This is a genomic window from Neobacillus sp. S1115 (assembly GCF_055385565.1).
Genome location: NZ_AP038275.1, coordinates 4,530,246 through 4,552,620, shown reverse-complemented (window position 1 = coordinate 4,552,620; position 22,375 = coordinate 4,530,246). Strand labels below are relative to the sequence as shown.

The window sequence follows — 22,375 nt, the reverse complement described above, 5'->3', positions numbered from 1 at the left end:
TAGAATTAATTGAATATTAGTTCAATAATATGCGGAAGGGGGATGAGGAGTTTGGAAAATATACGTAATCAATCTTTCCCTGTAAAAACAATAGATGATTGGAAGGAACAGGCCGAGAAATCATTAAAAGGGAAAAAGATTGAATTATTACAAAGTACCACCTATGAAAACATTATTTTGAAACCGCTTTATACTGAGCAGGATGAACAACAGGTACCTGACTATCCTGGAGGATCTGATTTTAGAAGGGGAATTGCCCCATTAGGATATGTAACAGACGAATGGAAAGTTGCCCAGAAAATATCTTATCAAACACCCGAAGAACTTAAACAAAAGCTCCAAGAGGCCCTTGAAAAGGGTCAAACAGCAATTTCTTTTGAAGTTTCGAAAAACAATAGTTTTCCAGATTTATTGGCGGTTTTAGAGAAAAAATACCCATTTGCTATCAACGCCAGATGGGAACTGAATGACATTTTAAAAAATCTTGCCGGCCAGTATAGTGATGGAACAAACCTTACAGGCTACATAGGCAATGACCCCGTTTCCCTATTTGCAGAAGTTGGAGCAATCGAAGAGGAATTACTTAAAGAACGGACAAGTCAAATCCTGCAAGCAGATGGAAAGTTTCCTGATTTACGTACTGTTCTTGTCGACACCACTCCGTACCATAATGGCGGAGCTAACGCTGTTCAAGAGCTCGGGATTGCCGCAGCCACAGGAGTCTATTACTTACAGGAGCTTCTTGATAATGGCATGAACATTGAAAAAGCTCTATCAAAAATAGTTTTCCAATTTTCCATCGGCAGCAACTTTTTTATGGAACTCTCCAAGCTTAGAGCAGCCCGCGTAATCTGGAAGCGGATTGCGGAACTTTACGGTGCCGAAGCGGAAGCAAGGGGTATGCAGATTGCCGCCACAACCTCATCTTTTACAAAAACTATCTTTGACTCTCATGTCAATATCCTTCGTTCCGCCAACGAGGCATTTGCCGCTGTTTTAGGGGGAGCCCAATATTTGCATGTGGAGCCGTTTAATGAATTGACTGGGCCTACTTCTTTCTCCGAACGGATTGCTCGCAACATCCAGCTAATTTTAAAAGAAGAAGCACACTTGCAGAAGGTGGTTGACCCTGCAGGCGGCTCTTGGTATGTGGAGACGCTGACCAATCAGCTAGCGGAAAATGCATGGGAATTTTTTAAGGAAATTGAGGCTTCGGGAGGCATTTTGGAGGCATTAAAGTCAAACTGGCTTCAACAGCAAATTGCTGCTGTTTATGAAAAAAAGAACCTCGATATTCAAATAAGAAAGCAAAGTATTGTTGGGACAAATGTTTATGCCAAATTGGATGAAGCGGTACCTAGCCAAAAGCAGCTAATGAAAATGGCCGGAGCCACAAAAGACTTCGAGGCCATCCCTCAGCACAGATTAGCAGAACCATATGAGGAGCTTCGTTTCAAGGCAAACCAATTACAGGAAACAACAGGTGCTGCACCTTCAGTCGGCATGCTATGTCTTGGCGAACTAAAGCAGCATAAACCAAGACTTGATTTCATGAAGGGCTTTCTTGCAGCCGGCGGAATCCATCCTGCTGAAAGCAAGCCGGTCCACACGATAGAGGATGCCAGACAATTTATCATAGACATAAAAACTAACTTTGTCTGCATTTGCGGAACAAATGAACAGTATGAGCAAATCGGACATGAGATGCTGACAGCGTTGAAATCTGAATTTCCAAACCTAATCTTCCTTCTGGCTGGGCTTCCTGAAAAAGAACTGCAGGCCCAGTGGTACGAAGAGGGGCTTAAGCGGTTTATTCATGTAAAAAGCAATTGCTGTGAAACCATCGATGAAATCCTATCTGACATGGAGGTGAACTCTCTTGAACAAACAAAAGCCTGATTTTCAAAACGCAAAACTGTTTGAGAACCAGAATTTTATCACGGAAGAAGCATGGCGGGAAAAAGTTGATAAAGAGATTGCCTCCTCCCTTGATGATTTACTGTTCGAGACCAATGAACAAATCATGCTAAAACCGATTTATACAAAGGAAGACCGAGACGGGACAGAACAGCTCGGCAGCCTGCCGGGGCTTCCTCCATACACAAGGGGTCCATATCCGACCATGTATGTGAACCGTCCTTGGACAGTCAGGCAGTATGCCGGATTCTCCACTGCCGAAGAGAGTAACGCCTTTTACCGCCGCAATCTGGCGATGGGGCAAAAAGGCTTATCGGTGGCATTTGACCTGGCCACTCACCGCGGCTATGACTCTGACCATCCAAGGGTAGTCGGTGACGTTGGGAAAGCTGGGGTGGCAATTGATTCAGTGCTCGATATGAAAACCCTCTTTGACGGAATTCCGCTCGATCAAATGTCCGTTTCCATGACGATGAATGGCGCCGTTCTCCCGGTACTGGCTTTTTACATCGTAACGGCCGAAGAACAGGGAGTCAGCCAGGAAAAACTGTCCGGAACGATTCAAAATGATATTCTAAAAGAGTACATGGTCAGGAATACGTATATTTATCCGCCAGAAATGTCGATGAAGATCATTGCCGATATTTTCGAATATACGTCCAAATACATGCCTAAGTTTAATAGCATTAGTATTTCTGGCTATCATATGCAGGAGGCCGGGGCACCTGCCGATATCGAACTCGCTTATACGTTAGCAGACGGCTTGGAGTATGTAAGAACTGGACTTAAAGCCGGAATCGACATTGATTCATTTGCCCCAAGACTGTCCTTTTTTTGGGCCATCGGCATGAACTACTTCATGGAAGTGGCCAAAATGCGGGCAGCAAGATATATCTGGGCAAAAATGATGAAATCCTTCCATCCGAAAAACGAAAAATCAATGGCACTCCGCACCCATTCGCAAACATCAGGCTGGAGTTTGACCGAGCAGGATCCGTTTAATAATGTAACCCGGACGCTGATTGAAGCGCATGCGGCGGCAATGGGCCACACCCAATCCCTGCACACAAATGCGTTGGACGAAGCGATTGCCCTGCCGACAGACTTTTCTGCGCGGATTGCCCGTAATACGCAGTTATTTTTACAAGAAGAAACTGGCATAACCAAGGTTATCGATCCATGGGCAGGCTCCTACTATGTGGAAAAACTGACGGATGAATTAATCAAGCGGGCTTGGACACATATCGAGGAGATTGAAAATCTCGGCGGAATGGCGAAGGCCATTGAAACCGGGCTGCCGAAAATGAAAATTGAAGAGGCGGCGGCAAGACGGCAGGCACAAATCGACTCTGCAAAAGAAACGATTATTGGCGTTAATCGCTACCGGCTTGAAAAAGAAGAGCCAATTGATATTTTGGACATTGATAATACAGCTGTCCGTTTAAAGCAAATTGAAAAACTAAATTCCTTAAAAGTAAATCGGAACTTACAGAAAGTGGAAGAGGCTTTAATAGCTTTAGCCAATGCGGCTGCTTCCGGGGAAGGGAATTTATTAGAGCTTGCTGTCAAGGCGGCACGCGAAAGAGCGACGCTAGGCGAAATTTCCGATGCGATAGAAAAAGCAGCGGGTCGTCATAAAGCTATCATCCGTTCCATTAGCGGCGTCTACAGCACTTCTTTTACAAACGAAGAAGAAATTGCCGAAGTCCAAAGAATGACAGAAGAATTCCTTGAAAATGAAGGCAGACGGCCGCGGATTCTGATTGCGAAAATGGGGCAGGACGGGCATGATCGCGGGGCGAAGGTCATTTCTACGGCATTTGCCGATCTTGGCTTTGATGTCGATATCGGCCCGCTCTTCCAAACACCGGAGGAAACAGCCCTGCAAGCGGTGGAAAATGACGTTCACGTGATCGGAATGAGTTCACTTGCTGCTGGTCATAAGACGCTCCTTCCGCAGCTTATTAATGAATTGAAAAGATTAGGCCGCGAGGATATTTTGGTTGTTGTCGGCGGCGTTATCCCAGCCCAGGATTATCAATTCTTATATGACAATGGTGCGGCGGCCATCTTCGGTCCTGGTACGATTATTCCAGTAGCTGCGCAAAAGGTAATCAAGGAGATATATAGACAGCTTGGGTACGAGGAAGTGGCAAATTAAATGACGGGTGAACAAAGACCGGAATGGGCAAACCCTGAAGAGCCGGATAAATTTTCAACTGTCATCAGGAAAGGCAAGGAGCAGGAAACAGGAGAAGTGACTTTTCAAAAAAATGTCCGTTTTCAAAAACGCGGATCGACTGAGCCCTCGCTAGACGAATTGTATGAAGGGGTCCTTAAAGGTGATCGAAGCCTGCTTGCTCGGGCGATTACCCTTGTGGAAAGCAACGCTGAACAGCATTTTCAAAAAGCACAGGCGCTCCTGCAAAAGCTGCTGGTTCACTCTAGTAAGTCAATTCGCATCGGTATTACCGGGGTGCCTGGGGCTGGAAAAAGCACATTTATTGAGGCGTTCGGAACCTATCTATGTGAACTTGGACTAAGAGTTGCCGTTTTGGCGATTGACCCAAGCTCAAAGATTAGCGGCGGGAGCATCCTCGGTGACAAAACCCGAATGGAAACATTGGCCCGGAATCCAAAAGCGTTTATCCGTCCCTCGCCAACGGCTGGGAAGCTTGGCGGGGTTCACCGGAAAACAAGGGAAGCAATGCTGATTTGTGAAGCAGCTGGCTTTGATGTCATACTAATTGAAACGGTCGGTGTAGGCCAAAGTGAAGTTATCATTCGTGATATGGTCGACTTTTTCATGCTGCTTGTCCTAACAGGTGCTGGTGACGAATTGCAGGGAATGAAAAAAGGCATTATGGAACTGGCCGATTGCCTCATCGTCCACAAAGCGGACGGGACGAATAAGCAAAATGCCGAGAAAACGAGGAAAGAATATAACCGTATCCTGCATTTTCTCCAGCCGGCCACAAAGGGATGGGGAACGAAAGCCTATACCTGTTCGTCTTTGACCCACGAGGGAATCGCAGATATCTGGAAGGTCATCCAAACCTTCGAAACGACGGTGAAAACCTCAGGTGTTTTCGACGAAAGAAGAAAATTTCAATCCAGAGAATGGCTGTATTCGATGATTACCGATACTCTTCACTATCATTTCTTTCATCACCCTGGTGTGAAGAATTTGCTTCCTAAGTATGAAAACGAAGTCATCACCGGGGACGTAACGGTGGCCACAGCCGTGGAAAAGCTTTATGAGACATTTATAAACTCTAATCAATAGCTGTCGATTCATCGGCAGCTTTTCTTTTTCACGTCAGGAATAATCATTTGAAAAAAACATATTTTAACTGTTATGATGTAGGTATGTAAGACATAAGGAGTGAATTCAATGAGCATGGATTTTAATATTTTTATGAATGATGTTGTCCGCCAGGCGCGTCAGGAAATCTCCACTGCCGGATACCAAGAGCTAAAGACAGCCGATGAGGTTGAAGAGGCTTTAAACCAAAAGGGTACAACTCTAGTCATGATTAATTCTGTTTGCGGCTGCGCCGGCGGTATTGCCCGTCCAGCGGCAGCATACTCCGTTCATTATGATAAGCGCCCAGATCACCTAGTAACGGTTTTTGCCGGTCAGGATAAAGAAGCGACAGAAAAGGCAAGAAGCTATTTTACAGGCTATCCGCCATCCTCTCCTTCCTTCGCCTTATTAAAGGACGGAAAGATTTGTTCCATGATTGAAAGACATCAGATTGAAGGCTATGACCCAGCAACAGTGGTTGCCAAGCTTCAGCAGGAATTTGATAAATATTGCGAAGAAATATAATAATTTAACCCAATAAAGGTTAAATATCCCTATTTAACACCTCTTCATAAAAGAGGTGTTTTTTTATGAAAATACACATAAAAAAATGGTTTGTGCCCATTTTAACTAGTATAAAGGTACGCTTAATTTTTTTTGAATATTTTTATATTAGAAAAATATCTTTTCAAAAATTCATTGCTGTGTTAATATCCATTTTGTTGAATAAAAATTCAAGTCATTATATAATTTCAAATTTTAATAATCAGGAGGGACATCATGAAGAAGACATTTTTATTTCTAACTATTATTTTTTCATTAGTCGTTATGGCTGCTTGCGGCCAAAGTAATAAGGACGGAGCCAACGGTGAAAAATCGTCGGACAAAAAAGTACTAACAATGGCAACATCGGCTGATTTTGCTCCCTTTGAATCTAGAAATCCATCAGGTGACATTGAAGGCTTCGATATTGACCTGGCAAATGCGATTGCTGACGAATTAGGATATAAGCTTGAAATTAAAGACATGAAGTTTGATGGCTTAATCGGAGCATTGCAGGCAAAACGTGTTGATATGGTCCTTGCTGGAATGTCAGCAACTGAGAAGCGTAAAAAGAATGTAGATTTTTCAACCGAATATAATCGTTCAGGTGAAATGTTCATTACTTTAAAGGATTCTAACATTAAAACAGTAGATGATTTAAAAGGAAAAACACTTGGTGTTCAATTAGGAACCATCCAAGAAGAGGGTGCTAAGGAACTTCAAAAGAAGATTAACTTTACAGCAAAGCCATTAGACAATGCTACAACTTTAATTCAAGAACTATTAACTAAGCGAATCGATGCCGCTTATTTAGATAAGTCAGTGGCTACCGGTTATATTAAAGAGCAAAATTTAGCGGGATTTGATGATCCTACAAGCAGTTCACCAGGGATGGCCATCGCTTTTCCTAAAGGCAGTGCGCTTGTAAAGGATGTTAATAAGGCTCTTGATAAATTGGAGCAAAATGGAAAGCTGCAAGAATTGAAAGATAAGTGGTTAAAAGACCAACAATAATAGCATTTTTTAAAAGAAAATATTTGAGGTGAGGTGTAAGGCATGAATTTGGATTTTAGCCAAATTGTGCCTTATATTCCTTTTATACTAAAAGGAATATGGGTAACATTAAAATTTGTCGTTGTCGCCATTATATTTGGATTTGTTCTCGGTACCATTCTGGCATTATTGAAAATTTCCAGAGTCAAGGCTTTAAATTGGCTTGCAGATATATATACATCCATTTTCCGCGGAACGCCATTGATTTTACAACTAATGTTAATTTATTTTGCGGTTCCGCAATTAACAGGTTACGATATTGATCCATTCCTATCGTCCATTCTGGCATTTGGGCTGAATTCATCTGCGTATGTGTCAGAGATTATCAGAGCGGGCATTCAAGCCGTGGATAAAGGTCAGACAGAAGCAGCCCTGGCGCTCGGTGTTCCTTATCGCCTGATGATGAAGGACATTATTTTGCCGCAGGCCCTTAAAAATATTTTACCGGCCCTTATGAATGAATTTGTTACCTTAACAAAGGAATCGGCGCTTGTATCAACAATCGGCTACTTGGATTTAATGCGCCGTGCCCAGGTTGTGGGAGCAGATACGTATCATAATTTTGAACCATTAATTTTTGTCGGACTGATCTATTGGGTCCTCGTTTTCGTTTTAACAACTGCTGGCAAACTGGTTGAAAGGAGGCTGAAATATAGTGATTAAAGTAGAGAACCTCTATAAACAGTTTGGCGATAATGAAGTCTTAAAAAATATTTCAACCAGTATCGAAAGCGGTGAGGTAGTCTCCATTATCGGACCATCAGGGTCAGGAAAATCAACCTTTCTTCGCTGTTTGAATTTGTTGGAGGAACCGACAAAAGGGAAAGTGTGGATTAATAATCAAGACATTACCGACCGAAAAACGGATATTTCGAAAGTCAGACAGGAAATCGGCATGGTCTTTCAGCATTTCTATTTATTCCCTCATATGACTGTTTTGCAGAACTTAACGTATGCACCGATGAGAGTTAAAGGTGAATCCAGGGAAACTGCTGAGAAAAAAGGCCGCGAACTATTAGCCAAAGTGGGACTGTCTGAAAAAGAATCAGCCTATCCTAATAATCTTTCAGGGGGGCAGAAGCAGAGGGTGGCCATCGCCCGTGCCCTTGCCATGGAGCCAAAGTTAATGCTATTTGATGAGCCGACATCTGCACTTGACCCAGAGATGGTCAAGGAAGTTCTTAATGTTATTAAGGACTTGGCTCATACAGGTATTACGATGGCAATCGTTACCCATGAAATGGGATTTGCGCGGGAAGTTTCCGACCGGATTATGTTTCTTGATGATGGGAAATTGTTAGAAGAAGGCTCGCCGGAAGAGTTTTTCAAAAATCCAAAGACCACTCGTGCAAAGGACTTTTTAGAAAAAGTTTTATAAATCGTTGATCGTAGAAAATGAATAAGAATGTTAGATTGATGCAAACTAGGGGAAAAACGGCAGGAGGATGATTATGATCAAAATCTTTTCGTCAATCCTGATGGCACTTTCCCTATCCCCCATCTGGCCATTGGGTCCGAACCCATTGCCTGGGGATCCATTTGTGATCGTGAATAAAAGTAATAATGAACTTGCCTTTATTAGTGAGAATAGAGTCCAAACCGTAGTTAGTGTCGGGACAGGAAAGACAGAGGATTTAACGCCGGAGGGCCTGTTTACCATTACGGTAAAAGCAGAGAATCCATACTATCGCCGCAGCGACATTCCAGGGGGCGATCCGAAGAATCCGCTAGGTTCGCGGTGGCTTGGCTTTGACGCAAGGGAGACTGATGGCAGAATCTACGGTATTCATGGCACCAATCAGCCGGCTTCCGTTGGAAAATATGTATCTCAAGGATGCATCCGGGCGCAAAATGAGGTGATAACTTCATTATTTCCTTTGATTCCGCTTGGGACAAAAATTTTAGTAACATCATCGAAAAAATCATTTGAAGCACTAGCGGAGGAATTCGGTGCTATCAAATAAGAAAAAGGGACTGTCCATCAATGCGGACAGTCCCTTATTGTTATGATAAGAATTGGGCAATTCCAATTAGAAGAGTGGAAGCCAGCATAGCAAAGAGCATTAAATAAACAATAATTTTTCTGGATTTTTTATTTTTCAAAAGAAATGCCTCCCTTAATTAAAGGTTTTATCTATATTGTACTTGTAAAAGCCCAAATGGACAACGGAACAACTCAGCAATTCAGGAAGGATTTATGAACTTTTTCACGAATAATGTTATTGTCGAATTTATGTTAAAATTTAAAAAAGGGGATTTTAAAATGATTAAAAAAATCGATCATATTGGAATTGCTGTAAAGTCTCTGGAGGCGACTCTTCCCTTTTATACGGAAGTGTTAAAGCTCCCGCTGTTAAAGATTGAAGAAGTGGCCAGCCAAAAGGTAAAGGTTGCATTTTTGCAGGCCGGCGAGACCAAGCTTGAGCTACTCGAACCTACTTCAGAGGAGAGCACGATTGCCAACTTCATTGAAAGACGCGGCGAGGGCATACACCATGTAGCTCTTGGGGTGGAATCAATTGAAGCAAGAATTGCGGAAATGAAGGAGCATGGTATTAGGATGATCGATGAGGTGCCAAGGCCAGGGGCAGGCGGGGCAGATATTGCCTTCATGCATCCAAAATCGGCATCGGGCGTTTTATTTGAGCTTTGCGAAAAGAAACAGACAAAGGGGTAACAAAATGGATATCTATGAAGTGTTAAACGAGCTGTATGACAAACGCCGGGAGGTAGAACTCGGCGGCGGTGATGAACGGATTGAAAAGCAGCACGAAAAAGGGAAGCTGACAGCCCGCGAGCGGATTGACCTGTTAGTCGATAAGGGGACGTTTGTTGAATTAAATCCATTTATTGAGCACCGCACAAACGATTTTGGGATGGAAGACCAAAAGGGGCCTGGCGATGGCGTTGTAACTGGATATGGAAAAGTGAACGGCCGTCCAATTTATTTGTTTTCACAGGATTTTACCGTTTTTGGCGGCGCTTTGGGGGAAATGCATGCCAAAAAGATTGCTAATGTAATGGATTTGGCAGCCAAAAATGGCACCCCGTTTGTCGGCCTGAATGATTCCGGCGGTGCCCGCATCCAAGAAGGGGTTGTATCCTTAGACGGCTACGGACAAATCTTTTACCGCAATTCTATTTATTCGGGAGTCATTCCGCAGATTTCCGTCATCATGGGCCCATGTGCCGGTGGTGCGGTTTATTCACCCGCAATTACCGATTTTGTATTCATGGTGGAAAAAACGAGCCAAATGTTCATTACTGGGCCGAAGGTTATTGAAACCGTTACCGGGGAGAAAATTTCGGCAGAAGACTTGGGCGGTGCCGGTGTACATAATACCATCAGCGGGAATGCTCATTTCCGCGGTGCATCCGAGGAAGAAGTTTTGGCAAATGTACGAAAGCTGCTGAGCTACTTGCCGCAGAATAATGAAGAAAAACCGCCAAGAGTGGAAGTGGCAGAAGAGGAAGATTACCGTCCTGATTTGACGGATGTGATTCCCTTCGATGCGGTCCGCCCATACGACGTAAGAAATGTTATTGAACAGGTTGTTGATGCGGATTCTTTCATGGAAATTCATAAGGATTTTGCCAGAAATATTGTTGTTGGGTTTGCAAGAATTAAAGGGGAAACAGTGGGACTTGTTTGTAACCAGCCAAAAGTAATGGCCGGCGGTCTTGACATCGATTCTTCTGACAAAGCAGCCCGATTCATTCGCACCTGCGATTCTTTTAATATCCCGATTATCACCTTTGAAGATGTAACTGGCTTCTTTCCGGGCGTTAAGCAGGAGCATGGCGGCATCATCCGCCACGGGGCAAAAATTTTATTTGCTTATTCAGAAGCGACCGTTCCGAAGTTGACGGTAATTCTGCGTAAAGCCTACGGCGGCGCGTATGTGGCGCTTAACAGTAAGTCAATCGGCGCCGACCTTGTCTTTGCCTGGCCGAATGCGGAGATTGCCGTCATGGGTCCACAGGGAGCAGCTAATATTATTTTCGCAAAGGAAATCCAAAACAGCGATAACCCTGAACAGACTAGACAGCAAAAAATAGAGGAGTACCGTGAGAAATTTGCGAACCCTTATGTCGCGGCATCCAGGGGAATGGTGGATGACGTCATCGACCCGCGCGAAACTAGAATCAAGTTGATTCAAGCATTAGAGATGCTAAGGTCAAAGAAAGAATCGAGACCATATAAAAAACACGGAAATATTCCGTTGTAGATTTTTTGGGACCATTTTTAATGGTCCTTTCATTTGTAGACTCGTTTGAAAAAAAGGTATACTGAAAAAGTAAAGTACATATATTGGAGGCTTCGGCAAATGATTAACCAAGAACGTCTTTTAAATGAATTTTTAGAGCTGGTCCAAATTGATTCAGAAACTAAACATGAGGCCGAAATTGCTAAAGTGTTAAAGAAAAAGTTCAGCGACTTAGGACTTGACGTATATGAGGATGATACAACTTCTATAACTGGCCATGGCGCTGGCAACTTGGTCTGCACCCTTGCTGCAACGAAAGAAGGGGTAGACCCAATTTATTTTACCTCTCATATGGATACAGTTGTGCCTGCCAGGGGAGTTAAGCCTTCGATAAAAGACGGTTATGTAGTGACCGATGGAACGACCATCCTTGGAGCAGATGATAAGACAGGTTTATCTGTTATGTTAGAAGTGATTCGTGTGATGAAAGAACAAAACATTGCGCATGGCCAAATCCAGTTTGTGATTACCGCTGGGGAAGAATCCGGCCTTGTCGGGGCAAAAGCTCTTGATCCTACGCTAATGAAGGCAAAATATGGCTACGCGCTTGACAGCGACGGGTTAGTCGGAAACGTGGTTGTGGCCGCACCGACCCAAGCGAAAATTAAAACGGTTATCTATGGAAAAACAGCCCATGCCGGGGTTGCACCTGAAAAAGGTGTTTCTGCTATTACGATTGCGGCAAAGTCTATCGCGAGAATGTCGTTAGGGCGAATTGACCACGAGACAACTGCCAATATTGGACGCTTTGAAGGCGGCCAAGCGACAAACATTGTCTGCGACCGGGTTGATATTTTAGCTGAAGCCCGTTCTTTAATTCCTGAAAAAATGGAAGCGCAGGCTGCGAAAATGAAGGAAGCCTTTGAAACAGTTGCTTCAGAAATGGGCGGACGTGCTGAGGTGGATGTGCAAGTTATGTATCCGGGCTTCAAATTTGGCGAAGGCGACCAGGTGGTAGAAATCGCTCGTAAAGCAGCTGCTAAAATTGGCCGCAGCTGCGAGCTGCAGCACAGCGGCGGCGGCAGCGACGCGAACGTCATCGCAGGCTTCGGCATTCCGACAGTGAACCTCGCTGTCGGTTACGAAGAAATCCACACTACCAATGAGCGCATGCCGATTGAGGAGCTATACAAGCTGGGGGAAATGGTCTTGGCGATCATTGATGAAGTGACGAACCAATAAAGTTTTTTGATGGGGAACCTGATTTTTATGGGTTCTCCTTTTCTTTACAAAGGATACAGTCAAGATGGAATCAATTTTACCCGAAGGACGTTGCAAGCGGAGCCGTTGGAAAAATTGCGGCCCTATATTGCCCGAAGAGAAGTTGGAAGAGGGCCAGCGGTAAAAATAGCGGCCCTATATTGCCCGAAGAGGAGTGGGAAAAGGGCCAGCGGTAAAAATAGTGACCCTATATTACCCAAAGAGGGGTTGGAAATGGGTCAGCGGTAAAAATAGCGGCCCTATATTGCCCGAAGAGAAATGGGAGGAGGACCAGCGGTAAACATAGGGTCCTTATATTGACCGAAGAGGAGTTGCAAGCGGAGCCGGCGGTAAAAATAGTGCAACCTATATTGCCCAAAAGGGGCCGCCAGAAAAGATTACGGTAAAATTTGAAAAAAGTCATCCATTCCCAAGCAGTCAGCTCAGTGGTGTATAATAAAGGGATACGAGAACTATTACTCAAAAGGGATGTGCCTTTCATGAAGGAAATGTACCCAAAAAACGGGCGGGTCATTTTACATGTGGATATGAATAGCTTTTATGCTTCCGTGGAGATGGCGTACGACCCTTCCCTCAAAGGAAAGCCACTTGCCATTGCCGGAAACGTTGAGGAGCGCAGAGGGATTATTGTCACCTGCAGCTATGAAGCGAGAAAATTTGGCGTGAAAACAACGATGCCCCTTTGGGAAGCGAGAAAGCTTTGCCCGCAGCTGATTGTCAAATCACCCAATTTTGACCGTTACCGGGCGGCCTCGATGGGCATGTTTGCTATCCTCAGACAGTACACAGACCTAGTTGAGCCCGTATCCATTGACGAGGGCTATATGGATATTACCGAAAGCTTTGAGTTCGGCAGTCCTATCGAAATCGCCCAAACCATTCAAAAAAGAATCCTTGAGCAGCTGGATTTACCCTGCAGCATCGGGATTGCCCCTAATAAATTTTTAGCCAAAACGGCTTCAGATATGAAAAAACCGATGGGAATCACGATTCTTCGCAAACGTGATATCCCCGCCAAACTCTGGCCTTTAAATACAAACGAAATGCACGGTGTGGGTAAAAAGACGGCCGAAAAACTAAAAACCATCGGCATTCATACCATTGGCGAACTGGCAAAAGCTAATGATATTCAGCTAAAAACACTGCTTGGCATCAATGGTATTCGTTTAAAAGAGCGGGCAAATGGAAATGACCACCGGCCTGTCGACCCCGAATCGATTGATGAATTTAAAAGCATCGGCAATTCCACCACCTTGCCACGAGACGTCAGCAACCAGCAGGAGCTTTTTCATGTCTTGGAATCGCTGGCCGAAACCGTATCCGTTAGGCTGAAACGAAAAAGTGTCCTGGCAACTACCATCGGTATCACGATTCGTTACAAGGATAGAAAGACCATCACACGGAGTAAAAAGCTTGCTAATCCAATCGGCCAAAAAGAGGAACTTGCTTCATTAGCCAAGCAACTACTTTTAAAACATTGGAGCGGGGACCCGGTTAGATTGTTAGGAATCACCGGAACTGACTTAGTGGAACATGATAACGCCTATAAACAGCTGGATTTGTTTTCCTATGAAAAAGACGCCAAAAAAGAGCCGCTTCTTAAAACCCTTTCCAGCCTTCGTGACAAATATGGAAAAAATATCATTGAAACCGCTGGATCCCACCATATAGAACCTGACCAAAATAAAGGTACTGCGACTAGCTTTAACAAAGATTTTTTACAAAATCATAAAGAAAGCTCCACTTAGCCTAATAGGAAGGCCTAGTGGAGCTTCTATTTTTATTGTTTACAAATATCGACATACATTTCGTTCACCGGCCACCAGAAAAAGCCATCCTTCTCTAGCAGCTCATCTGCCTCTTTCGGCCCCATAGAGCCTGACTCGTAATTTGGATAGGCAGCCTTCTCACTTTCCCAAACCTTCGAGATTTTATCTACGAACGCCCACGAGTAGGCAACTTCGTCCCAATGGGTGAAGTTAGTGGCATCACCGCGCATGCAATCGTAGAGAAGCTTTTCGTAGCCTTCCGGCGTGTTCATCGCATGAATACCGGTATTGGCAAAGCTCAATTTTACCTCTTGGGCATCTAAATGGCCGCCGGCTTTTTTTGCATTCAGATGCAGGGTGATTCCTTCTTCCGGCTGAATATGAATTACCAATAGGTTTGGATTGAGCATTTTTTCCGTCTGATAATATAAATTCATTGGGATGTCTTTAAATTGAACGACAATTTTGGTTGTTTTGGCGGTCATTCTTTTTCCGGTTCGAATGTAAAAAGGAACACCGGCCCAGCGGAAATTGTCAATCATAATTTTCCCGGCGACAAAGGTTTCGGTATTGGATTCTATATCTACATTCGGCTCATCACGGTACCTTGGAACCTGCTTATCACCAATTGTACCCTCGCCATATTGGCCGCGGACAAAGTAATCCTTTACCTGCTCACCCTCAATGGACCGAAGTGACCGGAAGACACGAACCTTTTCAGAGCGAACTTCATCTGTCGTCAGTTTGATCGGCGGCTCCATTGCAAGCAATGCCACCATTTGCATCATATGGTTTTGCAGCATATCTCGTAAGGCGCCACTTGATTCATAGTAGCGGCCCCGTTCTTCGACGCCGAGCGTTTCACTGGAGGTCACTTGAATATTGGAAATATAGCGGTTATTCCAAAGCGGTTCGAAAATCGCATTAGCGAAGCGGATCACTTCAATATTGCGGACCATTTCTTTTCCTAAATAATGGTCAATCCGGTAAATTTCCTCTTCTGAGAAAGCGGTTCTGATTTGCTTGTTTAATTCCTTAGCAGATTCAAGGTCATGTCCAAATGGTTTTTCAATGACAAGCCGCTTGTAGCCTTTTACATCGGTAAGGCCGTCTGAATTTAAATGAAGCGCAATCGGTCCGAAGAACTCAGGCGCCATGGCCAAATAGAAAATGCGGTTGCCTTCAAGGCCGTAGTGGCCGTCTATTTCATCCGCCAGATTTTTTAAAGCGGCATAGGAATTGGAATCCGCCACATCGTGACTTTGATAGTAGAAATGGGACACAAACTCATCAAGGTTTGGCTTCTCTCCTAATGCAGCAATGACAGAATTCTTAACGGACTGCTTGAATTTCTCATGCGGCTGCTGGGTTCTGGCAATTCCAATCACGGCAAATTTGTCTAAACGGCCGCGTTCATATAATCGATAAAGGGATGGAAACAGCTTTCGTTTGGATAAATCCCCGGTTGCTCCAAAAATCATGATTAATGATGACAGATTTTGATCCATTATGTATTAACCTCTTTCCTAGCGATAATAGCCTTTATATAATCTTAGATTTCGCTAATATCTAAAATAGCATGTATCATTTTTGGAGGAAACAAATAAGCATTGGTTTATACTTTATGATATAGTTACGATAATAAAACAGGTACGGAAGAGAGAGGAGTTTTTACTGTGGATGTCTTTTTCTTAGGAACAGGGGCAGGCATGCCGGCCAAGCTTCGCAATGTGACATCAATTGCCCTCAAGCTCTTGGAGGAGCGCGGTTCTGTTTGGTTGTTCGATGCCGGCGAAGCCACCCAGCACCAAATCTTACATACATCCATCAAACCGCGGCGAATTGAAAAAATATTCGTTACCCATTTGCATGGCGACCATATTTATGGATTGCCCGGACTGTTATCGAGCCGGTCTTTCCAAGGCGGGGAAACAGAAGTTACAGTTTACGGACCGAAAGGGATTCGGGACTTCCTTCAAATAAGTCTTTCTATCAGTCAAACCTATTTAAAGTACCCGTTGAAAGTGGTCGAAATTGAAGAAGGAATTGTTTTTGAAGATGAGCAATTTTCGGTAGAAGCCCGCCTGCTCGACCATGGAATTATGTCTTACGGATATCGGGTGGCTGAAAAAGACAGACCGGGAACCTTGCTTGCAGATAAATTGAAGGAAGCAGGCGTACAGCCAGGACCAATTTTTAAAAAAATTAAAGATGGGGAAACCGTTACGCTTGAAGACGGGCGGGTGATTGAACCTAACGAGTTTCTCGGACCAGCCCAAAAGGGCCGGGTTGTGACGATTCTTGGTGACACAAGATTCTGCGAAAACGCGATTTTCTTGGCTAAAGGGGCAGACCTGTTAGTTCATGAAGCAACGTTTGCCAAGGGGGAAGACCAGCTGGCATTTGACTACTTCCATTCGACGACCCATCAGGCAGCCGAAGTGGCGAAACAAGCGGAAGCAAAGCAGCTTTGCCTGACGCATATCAGTTCGCGTTATGACCGGCATGCGTGGCGGGAATTAGTCAAAGAGGCAGCAGAAATCTTTCCAAATACGGATATTGCCGAGGACTTTAAGGAAATTAACATTCCATTAAAAGGTGAAAAGCACTTACCATAATCGGTAAGTGCTTTTCTGCTTAAACCCAGCCGCGTTCATACTGCTTTGGACCGTCGATAGAAACTCCGAGCTCTTTTGCTGCTTTTCTAGGCCAGTATGGATCACGCAGCAATTCGCGGGCTAAAAAGATCAGGTCAGCCCGTTCGTTTTGCAAAATTTCTTCGGCGTGCAGAGGTGATGTGATCAATCCAACTGCTCCTGTTGGAATGTCTGCTCCATATTTAATCGTTTCGGAATATTTCACTTGGTAGCCTGGATAGACATCAATCCGCGCAGGGACAACCGCACCTGAACTGACGTCAATTAAATCCACACCTTGCTCTTTTATCCAATTGCCAAAGGTTATATAATCTTCGGGGGTTAACCCATCCTCATGGTAATCGTGGGCAGAAACGCGGACAAACAGCGGTCCGTCCCAAACTGTTTTAACAGCATCAATTACCTCCCGCAGGAAACGGTAGCGATTTTCGGCAGATCCGCCATATTCGTCCGTCCGTTTATTGGAAAGCGGGGATAAGAATTCATTAATCAAATAGCCATGGGCTCCGTGAATTTCAATCACATCAAACCCGGCTTTTTTAACCCGTTCTGCTCCTTTTTTAAAGGCTTCAATAGTTGCTGCGATATCGTCCTTCGTCATTTCCTTCGGCGTTTTTGATTCTTCGTTAAAAGCGATAGCAGAAGGGGCTAATATCTCGCCTTCTAAAACAGCTTTTCTGCCGGCATGGGCAAGCTGGATGCCAATTTTGGCGCCATGTTCTTTAACAAGCCCGGCAAGCTCCTGGAAGCCTGCGATATGCTCATCGTTCCAGATCCCCAAATCCTGCGGCGAAATCCGTCCCTCCGGACTGACTGCCGTTGCCTCGACAATGATGAGGCCGACCTGCCCGACGGCTCTTGATGTATAGTGGGTGCGATGCCAGTTTTGCAGATGACCATCTTCATTATGGCTGGAGTACATGCACATCGGCGCCATGACAATCCGATTTTTAAAGGTAACCCCCTTAACAGTGTAAGGAGAAAATAATTTTGCTGCCATTTGCGAACCTCCTAATTTTCAAAAATAAGCCACTATTAGTATAGCAAATACTGGTTATTTCATGAAAAATCCTGCTTACTCATGATCCCTCAGCTTGCTTAACGGATAAGTTGTTCCCCTCCAAACAATCCCGCCTCGTTTGAAGGTCAGCCAGCTTGCCCGGATAATGGAATAAATAAACAATAAGGCGGTAAGGGGCAAAACGAGAAACAAGGCAGGGGAGAATACCGTCATTCTTCTGATAATCATGGAGTAATGAATGCCGCTTAGGAGAATATTTCCTAAACTAAGCAGGGCAATGGTTTTATTTCCGGAAAAAATCGTAATAAAAGGGAGAACATTAGTGGTGAATACTCCGAAAATAGCAAAAAACACCATACTGATTCGATAGTTTAATCCGGCGAAGGTGTTTTTTTCGAGACCAACGAAAGCTTCATGAAGGCTGCCGTACCACTCCACTTCGATTAGTTGGAGTGCCGTTACAATTCTCTGCCGATACCCTTCCTTTTTTAAAAGCATTCCCAGCTGCAGGTCATCGTCGGGCCGCATCTTGATCCGTTCATGCGTGCCAAATGTTTCGTAAGCTTCTTTGCAAATTAGGTTAAAGGCGCCAATGCCTGTTCCGGTTTTCGATTTTGGATTATTCGCCAGCCAAGGGCGTTTAAAATAGGAAAACCCAAACAAGAAAAAGGCGACGAAGGTTTTCAGCCAGAAGCTTTTTGCGGATAAATTCGGTGCGGCAGTTAAATGGTCAAGCTGGTGCTTTTCTGCATAATGGAGCGCCTTGGCGAATGCTTCTTTTTCGTATTTGATATCAGCATCGGTGAACAACAGCCATTTACCTTGTGCAATTTGCGCACCAGTGAATAAGGCGTGGTTCTTGCCAAGCCAGCCATCGGGAAGGTCGTGAACATGGATGACCTTTATTCTTGAATCCTGGTGTGCCAATTGCTCCATTGATTTTCCGGTTTCATCAGTGGAGCGATCGTTCACCAGGATCCACTCGACATTTTTATAGGTCTGTTCAAGCTGACTTAAAATACTTGCTTTAATATGTTCCTCTTCATTCCGAGCCGCGACAACGACCGATAATAATGGCCCCCAATCAAGAGGCTCCTCATCTTCTAACGAATCTAATTTTCTTAAGCCGATTATGGCATCTAAGAGAAAAACAAGCCAAACGAAGAGGCCTAATGAAAACAATAGAATAAGTATGTTTTCCATTTCCACAATCCTTTGTTTTGCGTCTTACTCTTAGTTTACCAAAATTTTAAAAAAGTCTCTTCCTAACGTTTCCCAACCTGTAGCTGACTGCACAAGGCATCTCCCATTCTTTTAGATTGGGCTGCCGCCGCTTTAATACAGGAAATGAACGCTTGCTGCACGCCGTTTTCCTCAAGGACACGAATGCCTGCCTCAGTGGTTCCGCCAGGGCTTGTCACTTCCCGGCGTAATTGCTCCGGTGATTTGGAAGAGTTTTTGACCATTTCTGCGGCGCCGATTAACGTCTGCACAATCAGCTGCTTCGCCATTTCTTTTTCCAGGCCGATTTCAACCGCGCTTTTTTCCATCGTTTCAATTAAGTAATAAATATAGGCTGGGCCACTTCCGGACAGGCCTGTTACCGCATCAAGCTGGACTTCCTCTACAAACTCCGCCAATCCGACGGTTCCGAAAAGCTGTCGGGCTGTTTCAAGCTGTTCCTCTGAAACACGAGCATTAACGGCAATCGCCGTTGCGGATTTCCCGACTGCTGCCGATGTATTTGGCATTGCCCTTGCAATGGATAGTGGCTTTCCGGCGAGCGCTTCAATTGATTCCGTCGAAACACCTGCAAGAACGGATACAATCAGCATTTCACCACGCAGATGGTCACGAATATAATCGATTGCACTCGCTGCATCCTTCGGTTTCATCGCCAGCATGACAATGTCCGCCTCTGAAAAAAGAGCATTTAAATCGTACGTTCCAACAACACCATAACGATTCTCCAAGTTATTTAATCTTTCTTGGTTTGAGTTGTTGGTCACCCAAACATTTCTCCGGTCCATTAAACCATTTTCCAGAATTCCTGAAATAAGGGCTTCCGCCATCGAACCCGCACCGATAATCGCCATCTTTTTCATGAAAAAATTCCCCCTTTTCACCGTGAATAAAATAAAAAAGACCCTTCATCCGTAAAGGACGAAAGGTCTTAGCTTCCGTGGTACCACCTTCATTTGCCCGGCTGCTATTTTTCGCAGTTGGGCTTACTCAACACCGTTAACGCCGGGATACGTTAGGTTTGCCTAAATGCTCATAAGGTAGGTTCGATGTTCAAGAGGGCGGTGAAGTCTTTCAGCCTCCGGACTTCACTCTCTTTCGCCGTTTTCCATCTACTGGCCTTACTCATTGCATGTCAACGAATCAAATTTTAATAGTGATTATGCAGGAAAAATGGCTTGTCTGTCAAGAGATAAATTTGCCAATTTTTTGTTTTTTCGAAAAAGTTATGTAAAAATAATGACAATGGTAAAAAAAATCGGTACACTTTATTTTATTATAAGACAATACATAACTATCATACTTCATGCATAATTATTCTTTATTCAAAAATAACGTTAGGAGTTTTTTAGATGACAGAATGGAAAGACGGCGTTGCCAAAATGTCACTGCCGACCCCATTTCCAGTCGGGGATGTCAATGTATATTTAATAAAAGGGGAACGGCTGACCCTAGTAGATGTAGGACCGAAAACCGAAAAAGCATGGAACTCCCTTACGCAGCAGCTGGCTGAATTAGGATTGCAGCCGGAAAATATTGAACAGGTAATCCTTACCCATCACCATCCGGACCATTGCGGTCTGCTTGATTTTTTTCCAGACGAACTTGATGTGTACGGTCATCCGTTAAATGAGCGCTGGATTCAACCAACGGAAACATTTTTACAGGAACAAGAGGCATTTTTCAAAGAACTGTTTGAAGAGTTTGGGCTGCCAAATGAGTATTTTCCGTTGACATCTTTTTTCAGGGAAGGCCATAAATTCTTATGCAATCGTCCGTTGACTGGGCAGCTTGTGGAAGGGATGAGACCGCTGGGCCTGTCGGAATGGCAGGTCATTGAAACACCAGGGCACGCCCAGAGCCAGATTGCCCTTTATCGGGAAAAGGATGGCGTTCTGATTGGCGGCGATTTGATCATCGCTCATATATCCCCAAATCCATTGCTCGAACCGCCGGGACCAGGGGAAAAGGAGCGGCCAAAGCCTCAGCTGCAGCATAATCGTTCGATGCAAAAATTGCTGTCGTATCCGATTCAGGTGGTAAAATCCGGGCACGGCGAAGATGTCTACGAATTAGCAGAGCTTGTTGAGAAACGGCTTATCCGCCAGCATGAACGGGCGATGACGGTCAACAGCTGGCTGAAGGAAGAACAGCTGACCGTTTTTGAAATCTGCAAACGGCTATTCCCGACTGTTTATAAACGTGAATTGATGCTGACGATATCGGAAACCGTCGCCCAGCTTGACTATTTGGCATCCATCGGAGAAATTAGTAGTAAAGATACTCATCCCGTTCTTTATTACGCCAATCTTTAAGGCGGGTGGGATGACCCTGATGAGGTGTTTTATTGATGAACGGAAGATTGAAGGATAAAAATATTGTCATAACTGGTGCTTCCGGTGGAATTGGAGCGGAAATTGCGAAACTTTGTGCCGCGAGCGGCGCCAATCTCGTTTTATTGGCTAGGAGCATCGATAAGCTCCAGCAGCTTATGATAGAGCTTGAAAAAAGGTATTCTGCCAAGGTTGAAGTGTTTCAGCTGGATGTAGCGGATACGGATCGAGTTAAGAAGGTTTTTGAGCAAATTTTTGAGGGATTCGGCCGTGTCGACATTCTTGTCAATAATGCCGGGTTTGGTGTTTTTCGTGAAGCCCATGAGGCATCGATTGATGAAGTAAAGGGCATGTTTGAGGTGAATGTTGTCGGGCTGATGGCGTGCACGAGCATGGTCTTGCCTAGGATGCGTGAGAGACGATTTGGTCATATTATCAACATCGCTTCTCAGGCTGGAAAAATTGCCACCCCGAAATCGAGTGTTTATTCGGCTACTAAGCATGCGGTGCTTGGCTATACGAATGCATTAAGGATGGAGCTTGATGACTACAACATTCAGGTAACCTCGGTGAATCCAGGCCCGATTGCCACGAACTTTTTTAACATCGCCGATGAACAGGGCACCTATGTAAAAAACGTCCAAAAATTCATGCTCCAGCCGGAGTATGTGGCCCAGAAAGTCGTTGACAGCATGCTGACAAAAACGCGGGAAATCAACCTGCCGCGCTGGATGAACATGGGCAGCGTGGTTTATGTACTGTTTCCGCGGTTGTTTGAGCGGATTGGGAAGAAGATGCTGAATAAGAAGTAGTTTTAGCCTCTATTTTATTAGGGGCTTTTTCTATTTTAGCCAGTTAAATAATCATACACCATATCATTTACAACCTCATATAAATCGGCAGTGGGGTCTTCGTCTTTCGCTTTCAGAATCCGAGTAACCAACTCCTCCAACTCTTTATCGCCAATCGGTGAAGAATCCGCCTCATAATACTGTTTAAAACAATTCCTGATCATTTTCACAATCAGCTTTTTATCCATTCACA

General features: G+C 44.3%; 21 protein-coding genes. 15 read left to right on the top strand and 6 right to left on the bottom strand.

Translation table 11 applies throughout. From position 1 onward, the window contains the following. The first annotated feature begins 42 nt into the window (after positions 1–42). The 8 genes from ACZ5B7_RS22215 (at position 43) to ACZ5B7_RS22180 (ending at position 8,784) form a co-directional block, all read left to right on the top strand. On the top strand, positions 43–1,899 hold the full coding sequence (locus ACZ5B7_RS22215; RefSeq protein ID WP_464491031.1) for a methylmalonyl-CoA mutase family protein: 1,857 nt from the start codon (positions 43–45) through the stop codon (positions 1,897–1,899). A 37-nt stretch (positions 1,900–1,936) separates the two neighbouring features. Continuing rightward, positions 1,937–4,078: a methylmalonyl-CoA mutase gene (scpA, locus tag ACZ5B7_RS22210; RefSeq protein ID WP_464494547.1), complete on the top strand. Its 2,142-nt coding sequence runs from the start codon at positions 1,937–1,939 to the stop codon at positions 4,076–4,078. Next, positions 4,079–5,203, top strand: coding sequence for a methylmalonyl Co-A mutase-associated GTPase MeaB (meaB, locus tag ACZ5B7_RS22205; protein ID WP_464491030.1), 1,125 nt, complete (start codon positions 4,079–4,081; stop codon positions 5,201–5,203). 108 nt (positions 5,204–5,311) lie between these two features. Beyond that, entirely contained in the window at positions 5,312–5,749 is a 438-nt protein-coding gene (locus tag ACZ5B7_RS22200; RefSeq protein WP_213144926.1) for a BrxA/BrxB family bacilliredoxin, read from the top strand. A 255-nt stretch (positions 5,750–6,004) separates the two neighbouring features. Next, entirely contained in the window at positions 6,005–6,781 is a 777-nt protein-coding gene (locus ACZ5B7_RS22195; protein ID WP_213144927.1) for a transporter substrate-binding domain-containing protein, read from the top strand. A gap of 42 nt (positions 6,782–6,823) precedes the next feature. Then, entirely contained in the window at positions 6,824–7,483 is a 660-nt protein-coding gene (locus ACZ5B7_RS22190) for an amino acid ABC transporter permease (RefSeq protein ID WP_213144928.1), read from the top strand. Continuing rightward, complete coding sequence (locus tag ACZ5B7_RS22185) at positions 7,476–8,198, top strand: amino acid ABC transporter ATP-binding protein (protein WP_464491029.1); 723 nt, start codon at positions 7,476–7,478, stop codon at positions 8,196–8,198. Before ACZ5B7_RS22190 ends, ACZ5B7_RS22185 begins: the two co-directional genes overlap by 8 nt. 73 nt (positions 8,199–8,271) lie before the next feature. Further along, complete coding sequence (locus ACZ5B7_RS22180; protein WP_464491028.1) at positions 8,272–8,784, top strand: L,D-transpeptidase; 513 nt, start codon at positions 8,272–8,274, stop codon at positions 8,782–8,784. A 40-nt stretch (positions 8,785–8,824) separates the two neighbouring features. Here the strand turns inward: ACZ5B7_RS22180 and prli42 are convergent, their stop codons facing one another. Then, positions 8,825–8,923: a stressosome-associated protein Prli42 gene (prli42, locus tag ACZ5B7_RS22175; RefSeq protein ID WP_213120267.1), complete on the bottom strand. Its 99-nt coding sequence runs from the start codon at positions 8,921–8,923 to the stop codon at positions 8,825–8,827. A gap of 160 nt (positions 8,924–9,083) precedes the next feature. Here prli42 and mce point away from each other — a divergent pair, with 160 nt between their 5' ends. The 4 genes from mce (at position 9,084) to ACZ5B7_RS22155 (ending at position 14,057) form a co-directional block, all read left to right on the top strand. Next, positions 9,084–9,497 carry a methylmalonyl-CoA epimerase gene (gene mce, locus ACZ5B7_RS22170; RefSeq protein WP_284036013.1) on the top strand — a complete coding sequence of 138 codons (414 nt, stop codon included), beginning with the start codon at positions 9,084–9,086 and terminating at the stop codon, positions 9,495–9,497. A gap of 4 nt (positions 9,498–9,501) precedes the next feature. Beyond that, positions 9,502–11,049: an acyl-CoA carboxylase subunit beta gene (locus ACZ5B7_RS22165; RefSeq protein WP_464491027.1), complete on the top strand. Its 1,548-nt coding sequence runs from the start codon at positions 9,502–9,504 to the stop codon at positions 11,047–11,049. A gap of 99 nt (positions 11,050–11,148) precedes the next feature. Continuing rightward, entirely contained in the window at positions 11,149–12,270 is a 1,122-nt protein-coding gene (locus ACZ5B7_RS22160) for a tripeptidase T (RefSeq protein ID WP_423799026.1), read from the top strand. Between the two features lie 518 nt (positions 12,271–12,788). Continuing rightward, the gene (locus ACZ5B7_RS22155) at positions 12,789–14,057 is read left to right on the top strand and encodes a DNA polymerase IV (protein ID WP_464491026.1); all 1,269 of its coding nucleotides are present in this window, start codon (positions 12,789–12,791) and stop codon (positions 14,055–14,057) included. A 32-nt stretch (positions 14,058–14,089) separates the two neighbouring features. On the opposite strand, the gene zwf is transcribed toward ACZ5B7_RS22155, so the two are convergent. Beyond that, on the bottom strand, positions 14,090–15,586 hold the full coding sequence (zwf, locus tag ACZ5B7_RS22150; protein ID WP_464491025.1) for a glucose-6-phosphate dehydrogenase: 1,497 nt from the start codon (positions 15,584–15,586) through the stop codon (positions 14,090–14,092). 168 nt (positions 15,587–15,754) lie between these two features. On the opposite strand from zwf, the gene rnz reads away from it, so the two are divergent. Then, positions 15,755–16,696 carry a ribonuclease Z gene (gene rnz, locus ACZ5B7_RS22145; RefSeq protein ID WP_464491024.1) on the top strand — a complete coding sequence of 314 codons (942 nt, stop codon included), beginning with the start codon at positions 15,755–15,757 and terminating at the stop codon, positions 16,694–16,696. Between the two features lie 19 nt (positions 16,697–16,715). Here rnz and namA read toward each other — a convergent pair whose 3' ends face one another. The 3 genes from namA to proC all read right to left on the bottom strand — a co-directional run bounded on the left by namA (position 16,716) and on the right by proC (position 19,861). Beyond that, positions 16,716–17,735, bottom strand: coding sequence for an NADPH dehydrogenase NamA (gene namA / locus ACZ5B7_RS22140; RefSeq protein ID WP_464491023.1), 1,020 nt, complete (start codon positions 17,733–17,735; stop codon positions 16,716–16,718). Positions 17,736–17,810: 75 nt separating this feature from the next. Next, the gene (locus ACZ5B7_RS22135; protein WP_464491022.1) at positions 17,811–18,959 is read right to left on the bottom strand and encodes a glycosyltransferase family 2 protein; all 1,149 of its coding nucleotides are present in this window, start codon (positions 18,957–18,959) and stop codon (positions 17,811–17,813) included. A 62-nt stretch (positions 18,960–19,021) separates the two neighbouring features. Continuing rightward, the gene (proC, locus tag ACZ5B7_RS22130) at positions 19,022–19,861 is read right to left on the bottom strand and encodes a pyrroline-5-carboxylate reductase (protein ID WP_464491021.1); all 840 of its coding nucleotides are present in this window, start codon (positions 19,859–19,861) and stop codon (positions 19,022–19,024) included. A gap of 489 nt (positions 19,862–20,350) precedes the next feature. Here proC and ACZ5B7_RS22125 point away from each other — a divergent pair, with 489 nt between their 5' ends. Both ACZ5B7_RS22125 and ACZ5B7_RS22120 read left to right on the top strand, forming a co-directional pair. After that, a complete protein-coding gene (locus tag ACZ5B7_RS22125; RefSeq protein WP_464491020.1) occupies positions 20,351–21,313 on the top strand; it encodes an MBL fold metallo-hydrolase in 963 nt (320 codons plus the stop codon). Between the two features lie 35 nt (positions 21,314–21,348). Continuing rightward, on the top strand, positions 21,349–22,143 hold the full coding sequence (locus ACZ5B7_RS22120; protein ID WP_464491019.1) for an SDR family NAD(P)-dependent oxidoreductase: 795 nt from the start codon (positions 21,349–21,351) through the stop codon (positions 22,141–22,143). Between the two features lie 35 nt (positions 22,144–22,178). Here ACZ5B7_RS22120 and ACZ5B7_RS22115 read toward each other — a convergent pair whose 3' ends face one another. After that, a complete protein-coding gene (locus ACZ5B7_RS22115; RefSeq protein ID WP_464491018.1) occupies positions 22,179–22,370 on the bottom strand; it encodes a YqzH family protein in 192 nt (63 codons plus the stop codon). Between the last annotated feature and the right edge of the window lie 5 nt (positions 22,371–22,375).

What these genes read in the sequence shown, in the direction of transcription:
- ACZ5B7_RS22200 (WP_213144926.1), top strand. Translation starts at nt 5,312, where the DNA reads ATGAGCATGGATTTTAATATTTTTATGAATGATGTTGTCCGCCAGGCG.
- zwf (WP_464491025.1), bottom strand. Translation starts at nt 15,586, where the DNA reads ATGGATCAAAATCTGTCATCATTAATCATGATTTTTGGAGCAACCGGG.
- ACZ5B7_RS22195 (WP_213144927.1), top strand. Translation starts at nt 6,005, where the DNA reads ATGAAGAAGACATTTTTATTTCTAACTATTATTTTTTCATTAGTCGTT.
- ACZ5B7_RS22135 (WP_464491022.1), bottom strand. Translation starts at nt 18,959, where the DNA reads ATGGAAAACATACTTATTCTATTGTTTTCATTAGGCCTCTTCGTTTGG.
- namA (WP_464491023.1), bottom strand. Translation starts at nt 17,735, where the DNA reads ATGGCAGCAAAATTATTTTCTCCTTACACTGTTAAGGGGGTTACCTTT.
- ACZ5B7_RS22190 (WP_213144928.1), top strand. Translation starts at nt 6,824, where the DNA reads ATGAATTTGGATTTTAGCCAAATTGTGCCTTATATTCCTTTTATACTA.
- ACZ5B7_RS22120 (WP_464491019.1), top strand. Translation starts at nt 21,349, where the DNA reads ATGAACGGAAGATTGAAGGATAAAAATATTGTCATAACTGGTGCTTCC.
- meaB (WP_464491030.1), top strand. Translation starts at nt 4,079, where the DNA reads ATGACGGGTGAACAAAGACCGGAATGGGCAAACCCTGAAGAGCCGGAT.
- ACZ5B7_RS22125 (WP_464491020.1), top strand. Translation starts at nt 20,351, where the DNA reads ATGACAGAATGGAAAGACGGCGTTGCCAAAATGTCACTGCCGACCCCA.
- mce (WP_284036013.1), top strand. Translation starts at nt 9,084, where the DNA reads ATGATTAAAAAAATCGATCATATTGGAATTGCTGTAAAGTCTCTGGAG.
- ACZ5B7_RS22160 (WP_423799026.1), top strand. Translation starts at nt 11,149, where the DNA reads ATGATTAACCAAGAACGTCTTTTAAATGAATTTTTAGAGCTGGTCCAA.
- ACZ5B7_RS22165 (WP_464491027.1), top strand. Translation starts at nt 9,502, where the DNA reads ATGGATATCTATGAAGTGTTAAACGAGCTGTATGACAAACGCCGGGAG.
- ACZ5B7_RS22215 (WP_464491031.1), top strand. Translation starts at nt 43, where the DNA reads ATGAGGAGTTTGGAAAATATACGTAATCAATCTTTCCCTGTAAAAACA.
- proC (WP_464491021.1), bottom strand. Translation starts at nt 19,861, where the DNA reads ATGAAAAAGATGGCGATTATCGGTGCGGGTTCGATGGCGGAAGCCCTT.
- ACZ5B7_RS22115 (WP_464491018.1), bottom strand. Translation starts at nt 22,370, where the DNA reads ATGGATAAAAAGCTGATTGTGAAAATGATCAGGAATTGTTTTAAACAG.
- ACZ5B7_RS22155 (WP_464491026.1), top strand. Translation starts at nt 12,789, where the DNA reads ATGAAGGAAATGTACCCAAAAAACGGGCGGGTCATTTTACATGTGGAT.
- ACZ5B7_RS22180 (WP_464491028.1), top strand. Translation starts at nt 8,272, where the DNA reads ATGATCAAAATCTTTTCGTCAATCCTGATGGCACTTTCCCTATCCCCC.